A 16,419-nucleotide genomic window follows, 5' to 3' on the forward strand; every position below is an offset into this window, starting at 1 on the left:
CCAAGAGCGGACGCGGGTGACCATGTCCAACCCTGACCCGGCCGGCCAGTACGTGACGAACCCGCCGCGCGAGCTTCCGAAGCGGCGGGGGACCGAGCTGGTCATGCTGGCATTCGCCGCGTTGATCGTGACGTTCGCGTTCATCCTGGTCGAGGCCAACCAGGAGCATCAGCTCAGCTGGGCGATCCTCGGCTACGGCGCGTGCTACCTGGCCGTGTTCGCCGTGGCGCACCTGGCGATCCGGCGATGGGCACCGTACGCCGACCCGCTGATCCTGCCGTGTGTGGCGCTGCTCAACGGCCTGGGCCTGGTGATGATCTACCGGATCGACCTGGCCAAGGCGGCACAAGGCGAGACGATCGGCAGCGACACCCTCAAGCAGCTGCTGTGGACGGCCATCTCGCTGGTGTTGTTCCTCGGCGTGCTGTTGCTGGTCAAGGACCACCGCACGCTGACCCGTTACGCCTACACGTTCGGACTAGTCGGCATCATCGCGCTGGCACTGCCCGCGTTGCTGCCCGCCTCGCTGTCCGAGGTCAGCGGCGCGAAGGTCTGGGTGAAGGTCGGCGGTCTGTTCGCCATCCAGCCGGGCGAGTTCGCCAAGATCCTGCTGATGATCTTCTTCGCCGCCTTCCTGGTGTCGAAGCGCGACCTGTTCATGTCGGCCGGTAAGCGGTTCCTCGGGGTCGAGCTGCCGAGGGCGCGGGACCTGGGGCCGATCCTCATCGCCGCCGTCGCCTGCCTGGGCATCCTGGTCTTCGAGAAGGACCTCGGCACGTCGCTGCTGTTCTTCGGCGTCGTGCTGATGATGTTGTACGTCGCCACCGAGCGGTTCATCTGGGTGGCGCTGGGCCTGAGCCTGTTCGCCGCCGGCGCGCTCATCGCCTACCAGCTGTTCAGCCACGTCCAGACCCGCGTGGAGAACTGGCTGGACCCGTTCGCGAAGGCCGATGGCGCCGGCTACCAGCCGGTCCAGGCCCTGTTCGGGCTGGGTACCGGCGGCATGGCCGGTACCGGGCTGGGCGCGGGCAGGCCGGAGATCGTGCCTGCCGCCAAGACCGACTACATCAGCGCGGCGCTCGGCGAGGAACTCGGCTTCATCGGCCTGGCGGCGCTGCTGATGGTGTACGTGATCCTGGCGATGCGGGGCATGCGCAGCGCGCTGGCGGTGCGGGACACGTTCGGCAAGCTGCTGGGTGGCGGCCTGTCGTTCATCATCATCATGCAGCTGTTCGTCATCGTCGGCGGTGTCACCAACCTCATCCCGATGACCGGCGTCACCACGCCGTTCCTGTCCTACGGTGGTTCTTCGCTGCTGGCCAACTACATCCTGGTGGCGTTGCTGCTGCGCATTTCCGACGCCGCCCGCAGGCCGCAGGCCGGGCCGAAGCCGAGGCAGCCGCAGCAGCAGGCGCCGCTGGCCGAGGCACACACCGTCATGGTCCAGCGCGAGGAGCTTCCGCAGCTCCAGCAGGGGCAGGCACAGGGACCGCAGGGGGCCAACGGATGAACACACCGCTGCGCCGGGTGAGCATCGCCATGCTGGTCATGGTGTTGCTGCTGCTGGCCAACGTCACCTACATCCAGATGATCGAGGCCGACGACTACCGCACCAACAGCCGCAACCAGCGGGTGCTGCTCGACGAGTACTCCCGCCAGCGCGGGCGGATCATCGCCGCCGGAAACCAGCAGATCCTGGCCGGTACCGAGCCGATCGACGACAAGTACAAGTACGTGCGCACCTACCCGGGCGGTCAGGTGTACGCGCCGGTCACCGGGTACTACTCGATCCGCTACGGCTCCGGTGGCCTCGAGCGCGCCATGGACGAGGTGCTCAACGGCTCGGACCCGCGGCTGTTCGTCCGCAGGCTGTCGGACATGTTCACCGGCCGCGACCCGAGCGGCGGCAACGTGGCGCTGACCATCAACCCCGCCGTGCAGCAGGCCGCGTTCGACGGCATGTCCAAGCGTGGCTACACCGGCGCCGTGGTGGCGCTGAACCCGAAGACGGGCGAGATCCTCGGGATGGTGTCCACGCCGTCCTACGACCCGGCCAAGCTCGCCACGCACAACAGCAAGGAACTGCAGGCCGCCTGGAACGCTTTCGACGCGGACCCGAAGAAGCCCATGCTGAACCGGGCGATCTCGGAGACCTACCCGCCCGGCTCGACGTTCAAGATCCTGACCACCGCGGCGGCGCTGGAGGACGGCATGAAGGCCGACGCCTCCGTCCAGACCGCCGCCAACATCAAGCTGCCCGGCACCAACGCCGACCTGGAGAACTTCGGCGGCCAGACCTGCAAGGGCAGCACGCTCAAGGACGCGCTGGCCTACTCCTGCAACACCGCCTTCGCCGAGATCGCGGGCAACCTCGGCAAGGAGAAGATGCTGGCGATGGCAGGGAAGTTCGGCATCGGCATGAACGGGCTGAACATCCCGATGCGGGTGGCGCCGTCCGGCGTCGGCGACCTCGACGGCAAGCCGCAGCTGTACCAGAGCGGCATCGGCCAGCGTGACGTCCGGCTGACCCCGCTGCAGGTGGCGCTGCTGTCGGCGACGGTCGCCAACGGCGGCACGACCATGAAGCCGCAGCTGGTCAAGTCGCTGCTGGCGCAGGACATGTCGGAGATGGAGAAGTACACGCCGGACGAGCTGACCGGCGACTCCGCGATGTCGGCGAGCAACGCGGCCGTCCTGCGCGACATGATGATCGCCTCCGAGGCCAACACCCAGGGCGGCGGCAAGAAGCCGGAACTGAAGATCGCCTCCAAGACGGGTACCGCCGAGCACGGCAACGACCCCAAGCGGACCCCGCCGCACGCCTGGTACACCGCGTTCGCGCCGGCGGACGACCCGCAGATCGCCATCGCGGTGCTCGTCGAGTCCGGCGGTAACCGCGGGCTCGCCGCCACCGGCGGCACGGTGGCGGCCGAGATCGGCCGGGCCACCATCGCCGCCGCGCTCGGGGGTGGGTGAGCAGATGCTGTCCACGGGTCAGCTGGTCGCCGATCGATACCGGCTCACCAGCCGGATCGCGGTCGGCGGTATGGGCGAGGTCTGGAAGGCCAGCGACACCCGGTTGGACCGCACCGTCGCGGTGAAGGTGCTGAAGGCGGAACTGTCCGGCGACGCCGAGTTCCTGCACCGGTTCCGCACCGAGGCGCGCACGACGGCGTCGCTGAACCATCCCGGCATCGCGGCCGTACACGACTACGGGGAAACCGTCGCTGAGGAGCTCAGCATCGCCTACCTGGTGATGGAACTGGTGGAGGGTGACCCGCTTGCCGCGATCCTGGCCAAGCAGGGTCGGATCTCCGCCGAGTTCACCCTGGACGTGCTCCAGCAGGCGGGCGAGGCACTGCAGGCCGCGCACGAACGCGGGCTGGTCCACCGGGACGTCAAGCCGGGCAACATCATGGTCACCCCGGCAGGCAAGGTGAAGGTCACCGACTTCGGTATCGCCAAGGCCGCGCACGCCGCCCCGGTCACCCGGTCCGGGATGGTGATGGGCACCGCCCACTACATCGCCCCCGAGCAGGCACTCGGCCACGACGCCGAGCCAGCGAGCGACGTCTACTCGCTGGCCGTGTGCGGCTACGAGTGCCTGACCGGCTACCGCCCGTTCCTCTCCGAGAACGCGGTGACGGTGGCGATGATGCACATCAGGGACATGCCGCCACCGCTGCCGCCGGACGTGCCGCCGGGTGCGCGGGCGCTGATCGAGGCGACCCTGGTCAAGGACCCGAGGCAGCGGTACAACAACGGCGGCGAGTTCGCCGCGGCCGTCGCCGCCGTGCGGGCCGGCCACCCCCTGCCGACGCCTGCCGGGCTGGCCGCGTATGTTCCACTGCCGAACCCGCCCGTGGCAATGGCGCCCGTGGCGCCTGCTCCCGTGCCGCACGGGCCGCCGCCGGTCAGCCCGGGCACCCATCCCCGCCTGCAGCCGGTCGCCCCGCCGTCGGGCGGAGTGCTCACGCCACAGCGCCGGCGCAGCCCGGTCGCGCTGTGGGTACTGCTGGGCCTGGTGGTGGTGATTCTCATCGTGGCGGCGGCCCTGGTGCTGCCCAGACTGTTGGGTTCGACACGGACCACACCGCCCGCACCGGACAATATGCCCTCGACCAGCGCAGGCGTTCCGGGGCCACGTCAGGCACCATCAGGTGGTGGCGAAGATGGCGGATACGAGGACAACGCACCGGGTGGATCGCTGCGTTCACCGGATGACAGCGGTGTCGCAGGCACAGCAGGCATGATGAGCACAACCTGGACGGAACGGAAACGGCACGGATAGATGAGCGCACCCAGACTGCTCTCCAACCGCTACCAGCTCGGTGACGCGATCGGGTACGGCGGCATGTCCGAGGTCCACCACGGGCACGACGTCCGGCTTGGCCGTGAGGTGGCCATCAAGGTCCTACGGGCCGACCTGGCCAGGGATCCGCAGTTCCAGGAACGCTTCCGCAGGGAAGCGCAGAACGCCGCGGCGCTGAACCATCCGGCGATCGTGGCCGTCTACGACACCGGTGAGACACCGACCGAGTACGGCCCGCTGCCCTACATCGTGATGGAGTACGTCAACGGGCGCACGCTGCGGGACATCGTCAAGACCGAGGGGCCGCTGCAGCAGAAGCGGGCCATGGAGGTCATGGCCGACGTCTGCGCCGCGCTGGACTTCTCCCACCGGCACGGCATCATCCACCGCGACGTCAAGCCGGCGAACGTGATGATCACGACGACCGGCGCCGTCAAGGTGATGGACTTCGGCATCGCCAGGGCCATGCACGACGGCCAGGCCGCGATGACGCAGACCGCGGCCGTCATCGGCACCGCCCAGTACCTCTCGCCCGAGCAGGCACGGGGTGAGTCGGTGGACGCCCGCAGTGACGTCTACGCCGCCGGCTGCGTGCTGTACGAGCTGGTCACCGGCGAGCCGCCGTTCACCGGCGACTCCCCGGTCGCCGTGGCCTACCAGCACGTGCGGGAGGACCCGCAGCCGCCGTCGGCGGTGAACCCGGCGGTCTCCCCCGAGCTGGACGCAGTGGTGCTGAAGGCGCTGGCCAAGGGCCCTGCCAACCGCTACCAGTCGGCCGCGGAGATGCGGTCGGACCTGGTGCGCACGCTGTCCGGTCAGCATCCGCTGGCGCCGATGGTCATGTCGGAGGACGAGCGCACGCAGGTGATGAACAGCCGTCGCCAGCCTGCCTACGACGACTACCCGCCCGAGGCGTACGACCCGGACGAGGACGACCGGCAGCGCCGCAGGCGCAGGAACAAGATCCTGGCCGCCCTCGCCGTGCTGGGCGTGCTGGCCGTGGCGGGGATCATGTGGGCGACCGGGCTGTTCGACAGCAAGGAGGTCGCCGTCGATGTCCCGAACGTCGCCAAGATGTCGGAGGCGCAGGCCGTCGCCGACCTGAACAAGGCGGGCTTCCAGAACATCGAGAAGCAGTACAAGCCCTGCGTCAAGGACCCGAAGACCAACCAGGAGCCCTGCACCAGCGACGACTACGGCAAGGTGCTCGGCACCGACCCCGCGGCCGGCCAGAAGGTGGCGACCAGCACGAAGATCGTGCTCACCGTCGGCAAGGCCCCGGAGAAGAAGCCGGTCCCCGACCTGGTGGGCAAGTCCAGGGAGGAAGCCGAGAAGGCCCTGATCGAGGCCGGTTTCGCGCTCGACCCGAACATCCAGGAAACCAAGGTCAACGATCCGAACCAGTACGGCAAGGTCCAGAAGCAGAGCCCGACGGCCGGCACCGAGCTGGAGCAGGGTCAGCAGGTCGTGATCACCGTCGGCAAGGAGCCGAACAAGGTCAACGTCCCGAACCAGACCGGCAAGACCTACGCCGAGGCCAAGCGGGCGCTGGAGGCGCTGAACTTCGAGGTCAAGCGCAAGGACGTGGACTCGGACAAGCCGAAGGACCAAGTCGTCAACCAGACCCCCAACGGCGGTCAGCAGCCGGAGGGCACGGAGATCCTGCTCGAGGTGTCCAACGGCGCGGACGCGAAGATCACCATGCCCGACCTGGTCGGCATGACCGAGGACCAGGCGACCCAGGCGTTGCAGAACGCCGGCTGGTCCGGCCAGATCAACACGCAGGAGGATCCGGTCGCGGACAAGGAGGACGAGGGCAAGGTCACCCGCTCCATCCCGGGCAAGGGCAGTGAGATCGAGAAGAACCAGTCGATCACGCTGTTCATCGGCAAGCGCCCGGGCGGCGGGATCGGCATCCCGTAACAGGTCAGCTCCTCCGGGTGGCCACCAGCGCGGTGACCGCTCCGCTGAGGAGCAGCAGGACGACGGCGGCCGCCGTGCTCACCAGCACGGCGGCCGTCGCATTGGGCCGGCCGGCAAGTGCCCGCAGCATCGGGTTGATCACCGGGATCCAGCGGACCAGGATCAGCGCGGTCAGGCCGAGGAACGCCAGCACGACGGTCCAGCCGATCCGCGCGGTCACCAGCTTGGAGCACGGCAGCCCGACCGCGATGCCCGCTGCCGCACAGGCCAGGTGAGCGAGCACGCCGAGCCCGAGATCGCCTGCCGCCAGCCCGCCGTGGGACAACGCCGACCAGGCCAGTGACACGGCCGTGAGGCAACCGGCACAAACGAGGACGGCGAGGACGACCGCGGTCACCAACGTCCACCTGCGCCGTCCGGCGTGGCTCAGCGTCACCAGCCGCTGCACCGGGTCCTCGGCGTCGACCAGCGCGATGGTGAGCCAGCAGGCTACGACGGTCAACGCGCCCGCGCTGACCGTGAACTCCGGCAGCGGCTGGGCGTTGGCGTCGCCGTAGAGGATGCCGAACACGGCGAGCTGGATGAGCAGCGGCGGCAGGTACCGCTGGGAGTGCGCGAGCAGGGCGAGCTGGTAACGGATCATTCGCGGACCTCACGTACCGACCAGCCGCGGCGCAGCGCGGTCAGCAGCACGGCGTCGGACCGGTCGGCGTCGACGGAGAGGTCGACGTGGCCGTTCTCGGCGTTTTCGACGTGCACCCCGGGCTCGGCGGCCCAGTCCCCGGTGCCGCCGGTGAGCCGGATGCGCCTGCGGTGCCCGTGGGCAGGCCGCAGTGAGCCGCCGGACAGTTCCAGCACCCTGCTCGCCTGGCGGTGTGCCAGGTCCGGCCGGTGGTCGGTGAACACGACGCTCGCGCCGCGGTCCCTGGTCTCAGCGATGATCTCGCCGAGTACGCCGTGGCTGACCGTGTCCAGGCCGGACCAGGGTTCGTCCAGCACCAGCAACTCCGGGTCGCCGAGCAGGGCCTGCGCCAGCCCGACCTTCTGCGCGTTGCCCTTGGACAGCCTGCCGATCGGGGTGTCCGGCCCACCGGCCAGTTCGAGGCGTTCCAGCAGCTCAGCGGCCCGGTCGTCGACGCAGGAGATCCTGGCCATGTGCTTGAGGTAGGCCCGTGCGCTCATCCGACTCGCGCCGGGGAAGCGGTCCGGCAGGTAGCCGACCCGCCCGGACCGCGTCGCCGTTCCGGCGGACGGCCGGGATAGCCCGGCCAGGATCCGCAGCAGCGTGGACTTGCCCGAGCCGTTGCGGCCGACGATGCCGACGACCTCGCCGGTCCCGACCTCCAGGTCGACGCCGGTGAGCACCGGCCCGCCCCCGCCGTACCGTTTGCCGACGCCGGCCAGCCGCGCGGGCACGTCAGCCGGCAGCCCGCTGCAACGTCCGGGTCGACAGCTCCAGGGTGTCCACGGTGGACGCGGCGACCGGGTGACCTGCCGCGGCCATCCAGTTGGCCAGCATGCGGTGGCCGCCCTCGGTCAGCACCGACTCGGGGTGGAACTGGACGCCTTCCAGCGGCAGCTCACGGTGTCGCATGCCCATCACCACGCCGGATTCGGTACGGCCGGTGACCTCGAACTCGTCGGAGATGGTCTCCGGGAGCACGGTCAGCGAGTGGTAGCGGGTGGCGGTGAAGGGGTCGGCCAGCCCGGCCAGCACACCGGCACCGTCGTGGTGGACCTGGCTGGTCTTGCCGTGCAGCAGTTCGTCGGCCCGGTCGACGGTCGCGCCGAACGCGACGCCGAGCGCCTGGTGGCCGAGGCAGACGCCGAGCATCGGAGTGCGGCTCCCGGCACAGCGGCGGACCACGTCGATGCTCTGACCTGCCCGTTCCGGGGTTCCCGGCCCCGGCGAGACCAGCACGCCGTCGAAGTCGGGGACGCGGTCGAGGTCGACGACGTCGTTGCGCCACACCGTGCAGTCGGCGCCGAGCTGCGCCAGGTACTGCACGAGGTTGTAGACGAAGCTGTCGTAGTTGTCGACGACCAGAACTCGCATACCGCCACTCTAGCGATGCTCACATGCTGGACGGTCAGGCAGATCACAATGTAAGTTAGCCTTACCTTACTTTACCGTGGTAGGGGTGAGCCGATCTCTTCGTGTCGCCGTGGTGGGTGCCGGTCCCGCCGGCATCTACGCCGCCGACCTGCTGGACAAGTCCGAGACCGACGTGACCGTCGACCTGTTCGAGCGCATGCCGGCGCCGTTCGGGCTGATCCGCTACGGCGTCGCGCCCGACCACCCACGCATCAAGGGCATCGTGACGGCCCTGCACAAGGTGCTGGACCGGCCGAACATCCGCCTGCTGGGCAACGTCGACTACGGCAGCGACATCAAGCTCGACGAGCTGCGCGAGTTCTACGACGCCGTCGTGTTCGCCACCGGCGCGATGGCCGACCGGCCGCTGGACATCCCCGGCATCGACCTGCCTGGCAGCTTCGGCGCCGCGGACTTCGTGTCCTGGTACGACGGGCACCCGGACGTCCCGAGGGACTGGCCGCTGACCGCGAGCAGCGTGGCCGTGCTGGGCGTCGGCAACGTGGCGCTGGACGTCGCCAGGGTGCTGGCCAAGACGGCGGACGAGCTGCTGCCCACCGAGATCCCGCCGAACGTCTACGCCGGGCTGCGGTCGAGCCGGGTCACCGACGTGCACGTCTTCGGCCGTCGCGGTCCCGCGCAGGCCAAGTTCACCCCGCAGGAGCTGCGGGAGCTGGACCACTCGCCCAACGTCGAGGTGATCGTCGCACCCGAGGACATCGAGTTCGACGACGGCTCGATCGCCGCGATCCGCGGGTCCAAGCAGGTCGACCTGGTGGTCAAGACGCTGCAGGAGTGGGCCATTCGGGACGTCGGCACCCGGCGCAAGCGCTTGCACCTGCACTTCTTCGAAAGCCCGGCGGAGGTGCTGGGCACCGAGTCGGTGACCGGTCTGCGGACCGAGCGCACCGAGCTGACCGGCGACGGCAACGTGCGTGGCACCGGCCGGTTCACCGACTGGGACGTCCAGGCCGTCTACCGGGCGGTCGGCTACCTGTCGTCGCACCTGGCCGACATCCCGTTCGACCACGTCTCCGGGACCGTGCCGCACCAGGCAGGCCGGGTGCTGGACCTGGACGAGAACCAGCTGCCCGGCGTGTACTGCACGGGCTGGATCAAGCGTGGCCCGGTCGGGCTGATCGGGCACACCAAGGGCGACGCGGCCGAGACCGTGCGCAGCCTGCTCGCCGACGCCGGCACGCTGGCGCGCCCGGCGCGTCCGGACCCGGAGGAGATCCTGGACTTCCTCGCCCAGCGCGGCGTGCCCTACACAACCTGGGAGGGCTGGGGCCGTCTGGACGCCCACGAGCGGTCCCTCGGTGTGCCGGAGGGCCGCGAGCGGGTCAAGGTCGTCGAGCGCGAGGAGATGCTGCGGGTCTCCCGCGGCTACTGATCCACCGACACGTCGTTGAACGGGAGCAGCGGCTCCAGCCACGGGAACACGACGAACATCAGCAACGCGACGATCCCCAGGACCAGCACGACCGCCTCGACCACCCGCAGCGGCAGCGGCCCCGGCAGGTGCCGCCAGATCCAGGCGTACATCAGGCTTCTCCAATGGCTTTGAGCAGCTCGGCGTAGCCGGTTCCGGGCTGTTTGGCGTACTGGTTGGTCAGCACGCCGTGGATGATGAGCCGCTCGCGGTCGGAGAACTGCGGGTGGCAGGTGGTCAGCGTGATCAGGTGGGCCCGCGCGGCAGGCGGCAGGGCGTCCACCGGGCGGTACGGCACCGGCGCGACCGCGTCACCACGGGTCGGTGCCACGATCTTGCGGCCGTAGGTGTCCTGGTACTCCGGTGGTTCGCGCAGGGTCGGCACCTTCGCGCACCTGGCCTCCCGCCCGCGTCCGGTCAGCCAGCCGTCGACCTCGTCCTCCTTCGGCAGCATGCGGTAGACGAAGAAGTCGGTCGCGGTCTCGACGACGATCGCGTCGCAGGAGTTGAGCAGGTCCAGGTCGTTGAACGGCGCGCCCTTGCCGACCCGGTGACCCGCGACGGCGAAGTTGCCGGTCTCCCCCGGCATCGCCGTGCCCTTGTAGTGGCCGGGGCCGATCTCCAGCGCGTCGGCGCCGACGCCCTCCTGGATGGTGAACTGGTAGTCCGCGCCGAAGCTGGGGATGTAGAGGCGGGCGAACGACTGGCCGTCGGCGGGCGTGCTGTGCAGCTGCCTGCCCTGCTCGGCCCGCCAGCCCTCGTCGAGGCCGGCGCTGGCCGCGCGCTGCTTCTCGGCGGAGAACCAGTTGGTGACGTACAGCTCGTAGACGACGAACAACAGCACCACCACGCCCAGCGTGATGAGCACCTCGCCCACGGTGCGCACGGCCGTGCGCCCACGGGACGGTTCCTTCAGGGCAGTGTCACCGGAGTCCGGGCCGACGTACTCCCTGTCCTCCGCCACACGGGCTCCTTCCGGCGTCCAACTGGGTAACCATCCAGGCCTTCGTCCCCCATACGAGCGCCCGCTCGATTACGTTAACGTGTTGAGGTGGCTCTGGTTGCGCACGAGCCGCTACACGAACGAGCCCAACAGCACGCGAGGACTCCGATGCCCAAGTCCAAGGTCCGCAAGAAGACCGCCTACACCCCGCCCGCCGACCGGCGTACGCCGCAGAAGGTGCGGATGGGAGGCCCATCGCACCCGATCTACAAGGGTGTGATGTTCGGGCTGATGCTGATCGGCCTGGCCTGGCTCGTGGTCAACTACCTCGCCGGCGACAAGATCCCGTTCATGCTCGAGCTGGAGAACTGGAACTTCGCCATCGGCTTCGCGCTGATGATCTCGGGGCTGCTGATGACCATGAAGTGGCGCTGATCGCCGCATTGGTCCGAATGGCGGCTTGACTGTGAATTACATCCGTGTGACTAGTCCCCATTGTGGATAAGCCCTGTGGATAACTCCCCGGCGAGTTGGGCGCCCAAGCCGGCCGTGATCGGCCTGGGCTGGCTGCTCACCGTTTTCGCGGCCGCGGCGACCGTGTTCACCGCCCTGTCCGGCGACCCGGCGGGCCCCATCCTGTTCGGCATCGCCACCGTCGGGCTGCTGGCGTTCACCGCGCTGGGTACCGTGGTGCGCCCCAAGCTGAGCGCGGACACGCACGGCGTGCGGGTCCGGACCCTGACCGGCGACCACCGGCTCGACTGGTCACAGGTGCGGGTCCGGCTAGTGCGCACCCGCCGGTTCGGCCGCGAGGTGGCCACGCTGGAGATCGAGTGCGAGAACGTGCCGCCGCACCTGCTGGTTCTCGGCTGGATCGAACTGGGCACCGACCCTGAGGACGTCGTCGACGTCCTCAGCTCGCTGCGGCCCGGCGCGGCCTGAGCGTCACGCCGCGCAGTAGATCTGGCCCTCGTACACCCCGCACAGCGCCTCGCCGAGCTGGGCGTCGCGGAAGAACACCAGCCCGGCCAGCGCGACCAGCACCGCGAGGAGCATCCCGGTCTGCCACCCCGCCTTTCCCTTGTCCGGGGCGTACACCAGCAGGCCCATCACCAGCGCCCCGGCGGCGAGACCGCCGAGGTGACCCCACAGCGACAGGTTGGGGATGGTGAACGTGATGACGATGTTCAGCCCGATGGTGAGCAGCACACCGCCCGCGTTGAGCTTGAGCCGCAGCACGGCCACCAGGAGGGCGCCCAGCAGGCCGTAGATGGCACCGGAGGCGCCGACCGTGGGCAGGATGGGGTTCTCCAGGTAGAACACCGCGACCGAGCCGCCCAGCAGGGACAGCAGGTACAGCGCGAGGAAGCGGACCCGGCCGAGCACCGGTTCGAGGTCGCGGCCGAGGATCCACAGCGAGAACATGTTGACCGCGACGTGGATGATCCCCGCGTGCAGGAATCCGCTGGTCAGCAGCCGCCACCACTCGTCGAGACCGCTCACGGCGAGCGACTGGAGGCTGCCGTACTGGTAGATCTCCGACCGCTGGTTGTTCATCGGGTCGCCCGACTGGTACGCGGTCAGCACGTAGACGATCACGTTGACGGCGATCAGCAGCGGGGTGACCACGGGGGTCTGCACCGGCCGGGCGCCGACGAGCGTCCGCGCGCCGTAACCGGCCCTGCGGTACTGGACCTGGTGGGTGCGGTCCTGCTGCCGGCCGGCCTGCACGCAGTCGATGCACTGCGAGCCCACCGACGCCTCGCGGAGGCAGTCCGGGCAGGCCGGACGCTCGCAGCGGGTGCACCGCAGGCCGGTCGGCCTGTTCGGGTGCCACCAGCAGCCCGGCATGACCGGCTGGCTCGCCGCGTCCGGCGGGAACGGAGGATACGGGGGCTGAGTCACAGTGCTTCCCAACCTACCCGCATCCGTCCCGAGGTTTCAGCCCGTGCTCAGCGGGAAACCGACACCCGTTCGATGACGATGTCGTTCAGCGGACGGTCCTGCGGACCGGTCGCGGTGGTGGCGATCTTGTCGACGGTGTCGCGCGACTCCTGGTCGGCCACCTCGCCGAAGATCGTGTGCTTGAAGTTGAGGTGCTTCGGCGTCGTCACGGTGATGAAGAACTGCGAGCCGTTGGTGCCCGGGCCGGCGTTGGCCATGGCCAGCAGGTAGGGCTTGTTGAACAGCAGATCGGGGTGGAACTCGTCGCCGAACTCGTAGCCGGGGCCGCCGCGACCGGTACCGGTCGGGTCGCCGCCCTGGATCATGAACCCGTCGATGACCCGGTGGAAGATCGCACCGTCGTAGAACGGCCCGGAGTTCCCGCCCTTGGCGTTCGGCCGGGAGTACTCCTTGGTGCCCTCGGCGAGCCCGACGAAGTTCGCCACCGTCTTGGGAGCGTGGTCAGGCAGCAGATTGATGCGGATGTCGCCCTGGTTGGTGTGCAGAGTCGCCTGCAGACCGCCACCAGAGGGAGTGTCATTACTTGCAGTCACGCGCCCAATCGTGCCATCTGCGGCACGATTGGCCGAAAAGGGGCACGATAGGTTACAGGCAACGGAGCAGTACCGAAACGATTGACGAGGTGAAGCATGGCTCGGACCGCAGAATCGGCGGGGGAGTCGGTCAAGACCAACTTGCTCGCGGCGGGCCGCCGCGCCGTCGAGGGTGCGGAGCTCGTTCGGGAAGAAGCACGTAAAGCCGGTGACAAGGGGGGCGAAAAGGTGAAGGCCAAGTCCAAGAAGGCTCGCAAGGAACTCGCACGCAGCACCAAGGCCGCGCGCAAGGAGGCGATGGAGCGGCTCTCCGAGATGCGCAAGCCGGGCCGTAAGGCCAAGAAGGCCGCCATCAAGGCCGCCAAGGCCGCCGGTGAGTCGAAGCGTCGCGGCAAGAAGGACTTCAAGGCCGCCAAGAAGGACTTCAAGGCAGCACTGGTCGAGGCCAAGCTCGCCGCGAAGGGTGGCAAGAAGCGGCGCAAGTGGCCGTGGATCCTCGGCCTCGGCGTGCTCGCCGCCGCCGGATACGCCGCGCTGAGCCGCAAGCCGGAGCCGCCGGTCGCGCCGGCCCCGCCGCGGACCAACGCCGGTGGCAGCACGAACGGGTCGAGCGCGCCCAAGCCGGCCACCAACGCCGCGCCGAAGGCCGCCGAGCCCGCCACACCCGCCTCCAAGCCGTCGCCCCAGACCAAGGGCGGCTCCGGTGGTGGCAAGCCGCAGGCTTCCAACGGACAGCAGTCGTCCAGCTCGCCGAGCAGCGAGAAGAAGAACTGACCCCGCACGCGAGAAGGGCCCCGGTCGTCGACCGGGGCCCTTCTCGTTGGGTGGATCAGGCGTTGGCGGCGTGCTTGTCGATCAGCTTGCCGAGGCGGGGCAGGGCCTCCTCGACGTTCTTCTTGCCGTTCGGGCGCAGCTTGCCGTAGACCTTCTTGATGCTGTCCCGGCTGCTCTTCTCCGCGCGGGCGTCGGTCACGCCGAGCAGCGCGTCCGAGGCCTCGTCCGACCGGTTGGTCAGGTAGGCGCCGAAGTCGCTGCCGCCCTGGGCGCGGAAGTCGCCGTAGAACGGCTCCAGCGCACCGGCGAAGTCGTCCAGCAGGCTGTCGACCGCGGCGGGGATGATGCCGGGCTTGATCTTCTTGACGGCCGCGTAGCCGGTCTTGACGACGGCGCCGGACACGCCGCCCTTCTCCGAAACCTCTTCGTCGACCAGGGTCTGCAGGTCGGTCACGACGGCCGGACGCCGGTTGGTGTCGAGGAGGATTTCCTTAAGGGATGCAGCCACTGATTCTGTCCTTCTGCGAATCGATTAACCGACTGTTGCCAACCCTCACACCGGGTAACCCGGAGGGGGATCGAGGGTTGGATGCGCTGGTACTCGGGCACCTCCGCGCGTGGCGGTCAGGGTAGTACAAGATCAACTTGCGACTTTTCCCGGGAACCCTTACCGGTGAGTTCCCGATCACCACCCCAACCGGGTGACGATCTCCCGGGTGAGTTCACGTGCCTTGACCGTCTGCGCCTGGTTGGTCGTCACGACGACCGCGGCACCGCCCTTGGCCACCGCGTACACCGCTCCGCCCTCGACCGGCTGCGCGCCGCCGCTCCATCCCGCCGGCTCGTCGGCGGGGTTGGACGTGCCGACCGGCGCCGCCTGGTCCACCAGTGCCTTCGCGACCTGCGGGTCACCGGAGTAGACGCGGGTGGTCACCTGGACCTTGCCGGTCAGCGCCGAGAAGAAGCAGGCCGGGTTCGGCTGGTCGGCCGACAGCCGCACCTTCGACACCCGCTGCCCGTTGGTCCGGGCGACGAACCCGCTGTCCAGGTAGGGACAGTCGCCGTCCCTGGTGGCCTCGGGCGCGGGCGGGACGGTGACCGGCGCGGGTGGCGGTGGCGGCGGGGCGGGCGGCGGCACGGGTTCGGCCGCCTGACCACACCCGCCCAGCAGCAGACCGGCGGCGATCAGAACACGCTTCAGTGCCATCGGGCCAACGTACTGTGCCGTTGGCGTGTCAGTATGGGCACGTGCTCACCCCTGACCAGTACCTGAGCGTGGTCACCGAACGCATCCAGCGCACCGGTGGCCAGCTGCGGCAGGTCCCGATCGGCCCGGTCACCGCTGTCGTCGGCCTGTGGACCGAGTCGGTCATGCTGTCGACGATGAACTACGCGGTCGTCGCCGCTCCCCTGCCGGAGATCAGCGCCGCCGCGCTGCACAGCTTCACCGGGCAGGCCTCCCAGATCGCCCGGTCGAACGTGGTGGGTTCGGTCGGCTGGACCGCAGCGTCGGTGGTGATCGCCGGTCTGGTCGGCACCCGGGTGTACCCGGACGCGGCACAGGTGGCATCGGCGAAGTCGAGCAACCAGTGGGGCGGCGAGACCCGGATGGTCGCAGTGGACCTGTCGGCCGGGCACGCCCACATGTTCATCGGCACCAAGATGTGGGGTGCCGCCATGCACAGCTCGATCAACGCGAAGGTGACGTTCGGTTTCCCTCAGCCCGCCGAGGCGGAGGCCCAGTTCCAATGGCAAGCCCAGCAGCAGGGCGGTCAGCCTCAGCTGCAGCAGAGCTTCCCGCAAAGCGGACCCCAGCCCCAACAGCCCTATCCCCAGCAGCCGCAACCGCAGCAACCGCCATACCCGCAGCAACCCGGCCACACCCCGCCGTTTCCCGGCGGGTACCGGCACCCGCCCGGCTACCAACAGCCGGGCCCGTACGGCTACTGAGCCGTTCCGGGCCGTGTGCCGAGGACCGGCTGCCGCTCGTCCGGCTCGGAGTAGCCCTGCTCCCAGGGGAAATAGCCCCAGCGGTCGTCGGTGACGACCTGCAGTGCGGGCACCGGCGGCTCGCCGGGCTCCCGGTAGACGCGGTTGGCCGCGACCAGGTGGGTCGCCGAGTCGGGTACCTCGATCAGCAGCGCCCGGTGGACGCCCTCCTCGAACGCCACGATCCGGCCGTCGTACATCCGGTCGCCCTCCCGGATCCGCGCGCCCAGCTCGTTGAGCATGTAGCCGGTGTTGGCCGTCCCCCAGCCGAACAGGATCAACTCGGGATGCTCGTACCCGGATAGGCCGACCGTGTAACCGAACGGCGGGCCCGAACGCTGCGAGCCGTACACGTACTCGATCGCCCAGCCGTACCTCCGGATCATGTCCCGGGTCCTGGCGTCCTCCTGGTCCAGGAAGTGGATCAGCTGCGCAGGCGTCGGCATGACACCC

At 69.3% G+C, this 16,419-nt stretch carries 19 protein-coding genes; 9 read left to right on the forward strand and 10 right to left on the reverse strand.

Annotation, left to right across the window (positions count from 1 at the left end; all coding sequences use genetic code 11):
- Positions 1 to 22 precede the first annotated feature (22 nt).
- From EWH70_RS03390 to pknB, 4 genes are read left to right on the forward strand one after another with little or no spacing between them, the layout of a single operon-like run.
- The gene (locus EWH70_RS03390; protein WP_130473756.1) at positions 23 to 1,510 is read left to right on the forward strand and encodes an FtsW/RodA/SpoVE family cell cycle protein; all 1,488 of its coding nucleotides are present in this window, start codon (positions 23 to 25) and stop codon (positions 1,508 to 1,510) included.
- Positions 1,507 to 2,976 (forward strand): peptidoglycan D,D-transpeptidase FtsI family protein, encoded by a 1,470-nt coding sequence (locus tag EWH70_RS03395; RefSeq protein WP_130473757.1) that lies wholly within the window; start codon positions 1,507 to 1,509, stop codon positions 2,974 to 2,976. Before EWH70_RS03390 ends, EWH70_RS03395 begins: the two co-directional genes overlap by 4 nt.
- A gap of 4 nt (positions 2,977 to 2,980) precedes the next feature.
- Entirely contained in the window at positions 2,981 to 4,291 is a 1,311-nt protein-coding gene (locus EWH70_RS36455; RefSeq protein WP_165436137.1) for a serine/threonine-protein kinase, read from the forward strand.
- Positions 4,292 to 6,235 (forward strand): Stk1 family PASTA domain-containing Ser/Thr kinase, encoded by a 1,944-nt coding sequence (pknB, locus tag EWH70_RS03405; protein WP_130473758.1) that lies wholly within the window; start codon positions 4,292 to 4,294, stop codon positions 6,233 to 6,235. It begins immediately after the preceding gene.
- A 4-nt stretch (positions 6,236 to 6,239) separates the two neighbouring features.
- Here the strand turns inward: pknB and EWH70_RS03410 are convergent, their stop codons facing one another.
- The 3 genes from EWH70_RS03410 to EWH70_RS03420 are packed head-to-tail and all read right to left on the reverse strand — an operon-like array spanning position 6,240 to position 8,291.
- Positions 6,240 to 6,878, reverse strand: coding sequence for a hypothetical protein (locus tag EWH70_RS03410; protein WP_130473759.1), 639 nt, complete (start codon positions 6,876 to 6,878; stop codon positions 6,240 to 6,242).
- On the reverse strand, positions 6,875 to 7,651 hold the full coding sequence (locus EWH70_RS03415; RefSeq protein WP_130473760.1) for an ATP-binding cassette domain-containing protein: 777 nt from the start codon (positions 7,649 to 7,651) through the stop codon (positions 6,875 to 6,877). Before EWH70_RS03415 ends, EWH70_RS03410 begins: the two co-directional genes overlap by 4 nt.
- Before the next feature lies 1 nt (position 7,652).
- Positions 7,653 to 8,291 carry an aminodeoxychorismate/anthranilate synthase component II gene (locus EWH70_RS03420; protein WP_130473761.1) on the reverse strand — a complete coding sequence of 213 codons (639 nt, stop codon included), beginning with the start codon at positions 8,289 to 8,291 and terminating at the stop codon, positions 7,653 to 7,655.
- A gap of 112 nt (positions 8,292 to 8,403) precedes the next feature.
- Here EWH70_RS03420 and EWH70_RS03425 point away from each other — a divergent pair, with 112 nt between their 5' ends.
- Positions 8,404 to 9,723 carry an FAD-dependent oxidoreductase gene (locus EWH70_RS03425; RefSeq protein ID WP_130474212.1) on the forward strand — a complete coding sequence of 440 codons (1,320 nt, stop codon included), beginning with the start codon at positions 8,404 to 8,406 and terminating at the stop codon, positions 9,721 to 9,723.
- On the opposite strand, the gene EWH70_RS35375 is transcribed toward EWH70_RS03425, so the two are convergent.
- Positions 9,717 to 9,875, reverse strand: coding sequence for a hypothetical protein (locus tag EWH70_RS35375; protein ID WP_165436138.1), 159 nt, complete (start codon positions 9,873 to 9,875; stop codon positions 9,717 to 9,719). The genes EWH70_RS03425 and EWH70_RS35375 overlap by 7 nt on opposite strands.
- A complete protein-coding gene (locus tag EWH70_RS03430; protein WP_130473762.1) occupies positions 9,875 to 10,726 on the reverse strand; it encodes a class E sortase in 852 nt (283 codons plus the stop codon). The genes EWH70_RS35375 and EWH70_RS03430 overlap by 1 nt, the downstream gene beginning before the upstream one ends.
- A 147-nt stretch (positions 10,727 to 10,873) precedes the next feature.
- On the opposite strand from EWH70_RS03430, the gene crgA reads away from it, so the two are divergent.
- Entirely contained in the window at positions 10,874 to 11,140 is a 267-nt protein-coding gene (gene crgA, locus EWH70_RS03435) for a cell division protein CrgA (RefSeq protein WP_130473763.1), read from the forward strand.
- A 114-nt stretch (positions 11,141 to 11,254) separates the two neighbouring features.
- Positions 11,255 to 11,647, forward strand: a complete 393-nt coding sequence (locus EWH70_RS03440; RefSeq protein WP_338078557.1) for a PH domain-containing protein — start codon at positions 11,255 to 11,257, stop codon at positions 11,645 to 11,647.
- Positions 11,648 to 11,650: 3 nt separating this feature from the next.
- Here EWH70_RS03440 and EWH70_RS03445 read toward each other — a convergent pair whose 3' ends face one another.
- Together EWH70_RS03445 and EWH70_RS03450 are read right to left on the reverse strand one after the other, a co-directional pair.
- Positions 11,651 to 12,610 (reverse strand): rhomboid family intramembrane serine protease, encoded by a 960-nt coding sequence (locus EWH70_RS03445; protein ID WP_240686775.1) that lies wholly within the window; start codon positions 12,608 to 12,610, stop codon positions 11,651 to 11,653.
- Between the two features lie 47 nt (positions 12,611 to 12,657).
- Positions 12,658 to 13,212, reverse strand: coding sequence for a peptidylprolyl isomerase (locus EWH70_RS03450; protein WP_130473765.1), 555 nt, complete (start codon positions 13,210 to 13,212; stop codon positions 12,658 to 12,660).
- Positions 13,213 to 13,299: 87 nt separating this feature from the next.
- Between EWH70_RS03450 and EWH70_RS03455 the strand changes: the two genes are divergently transcribed.
- Positions 13,300 to 13,977 carry a hypothetical protein gene (locus EWH70_RS03455; RefSeq protein ID WP_240686777.1) on the forward strand — a complete coding sequence of 226 codons (678 nt, stop codon included), beginning with the start codon at positions 13,300 to 13,302 and terminating at the stop codon, positions 13,975 to 13,977.
- 55 nt (positions 13,978 to 14,032) lie between these two features.
- Here the strand turns inward: EWH70_RS03455 and EWH70_RS03460 are convergent, their stop codons facing one another.
- A complete protein-coding gene (locus EWH70_RS03460) occupies positions 14,033 to 14,485 on the reverse strand; it encodes a DUF6918 family protein (RefSeq protein ID WP_130473766.1) in 453 nt (150 codons plus the stop codon).
- A gap of 177 nt (positions 14,486 to 14,662) precedes the next feature.
- Positions 14,663 to 15,184, reverse strand: a complete 522-nt coding sequence (locus EWH70_RS03465) for a DUF2020 domain-containing protein (RefSeq protein ID WP_205669019.1) — start codon at positions 15,182 to 15,184, stop codon at positions 14,663 to 14,665.
- A 41-nt stretch (positions 15,185 to 15,225) separates the two neighbouring features.
- On the opposite strand from EWH70_RS03465, the gene EWH70_RS03470 reads away from it, so the two are divergent.
- Complete coding sequence (locus EWH70_RS03470) at positions 15,226 to 15,927, forward strand: hypothetical protein (RefSeq protein WP_130473767.1); 702 nt, start codon at positions 15,226 to 15,228, stop codon at positions 15,925 to 15,927.
- Here EWH70_RS03470 and EWH70_RS03475 read toward each other — a convergent pair.
- Complete coding sequence (locus tag EWH70_RS03475) at positions 15,921 to 16,412, reverse strand: DUF4262 domain-containing protein (protein WP_130473768.1); 492 nt, start codon at positions 16,410 to 16,412, stop codon at positions 15,921 to 15,923. The two genes, EWH70_RS03470 and EWH70_RS03475, sit on opposite strands and share 7 nt — an antisense overlap.
- Positions 16,413 to 16,419: the final 7 nt, after the last annotated feature.

The organism is Amycolatopsis suaedae, from assembly GCF_004214935.1.
In the GTDB taxonomy this organism is placed as follows: domain Bacteria; phylum Actinomycetota; class Actinomycetes; order Mycobacteriales; family Pseudonocardiaceae; genus Amycolatopsis; species Amycolatopsis suaedae.

Excerpts from the sequence above, each read along its gene's own strand:
- EWH70_RS03475 (WP_130473768.1), bottom strand. The coding sequence starts at position 16,412 with ATGCCGACGCCTGCGCAGCTGATCCACTTCCTGGACCAGGAGGACGCC.
- EWH70_RS03410 (WP_130473759.1), bottom strand. The coding sequence starts at position 6,878 with ATGATCCGTTACCAGCTCGCCCTGCTCGCGCACTCCCAGCGGTACCTG.
- EWH70_RS03420 (WP_130473761.1), bottom strand. The coding sequence starts at position 8,291 with ATGCGAGTTCTGGTCGTCGACAACTACGACAGCTTCGTCTACAACCTC.
- EWH70_RS03390 (WP_130473756.1), top strand. The coding sequence starts at position 23 with ATGTCCAACCCTGACCCGGCCGGCCAGTACGTGACGAACCCGCCGCGC.
- EWH70_RS03455 (WP_240686777.1), top strand. The coding sequence starts at position 13,300 with ATGGCTCGGACCGCAGAATCGGCGGGGGAGTCGGTCAAGACCAACTTG.
- EWH70_RS36455 (WP_165436137.1), top strand. The coding sequence starts at position 2,981 with ATGCTGTCCACGGGTCAGCTGGTCGCCGATCGATACCGGCTCACCAGC.
- EWH70_RS03395 (WP_130473757.1), top strand. The coding sequence starts at position 1,507 with ATGAACACACCGCTGCGCCGGGTGAGCATCGCCATGCTGGTCATGGTG.
- crgA (WP_130473763.1), top strand. The coding sequence starts at position 10,874 with ATGCCCAAGTCCAAGGTCCGCAAGAAGACCGCCTACACCCCGCCCGCC.
- EWH70_RS35375 (WP_165436138.1), bottom strand. The coding sequence starts at position 9,875 with ATGTACGCCTGGATCTGGCGGCACCTGCCGGGGCCGCTGCCGCTGCGG.
- pknB (WP_130473758.1), top strand. The coding sequence starts at position 4,292 with ATGAGCGCACCCAGACTGCTCTCCAACCGCTACCAGCTCGGTGACGCG.
- EWH70_RS03465 (WP_205669019.1), bottom strand. The coding sequence starts at position 15,184 with ATGGCACTGAAGCGTGTTCTGATCGCCGCCGGTCTGCTGCTGGGCGGG.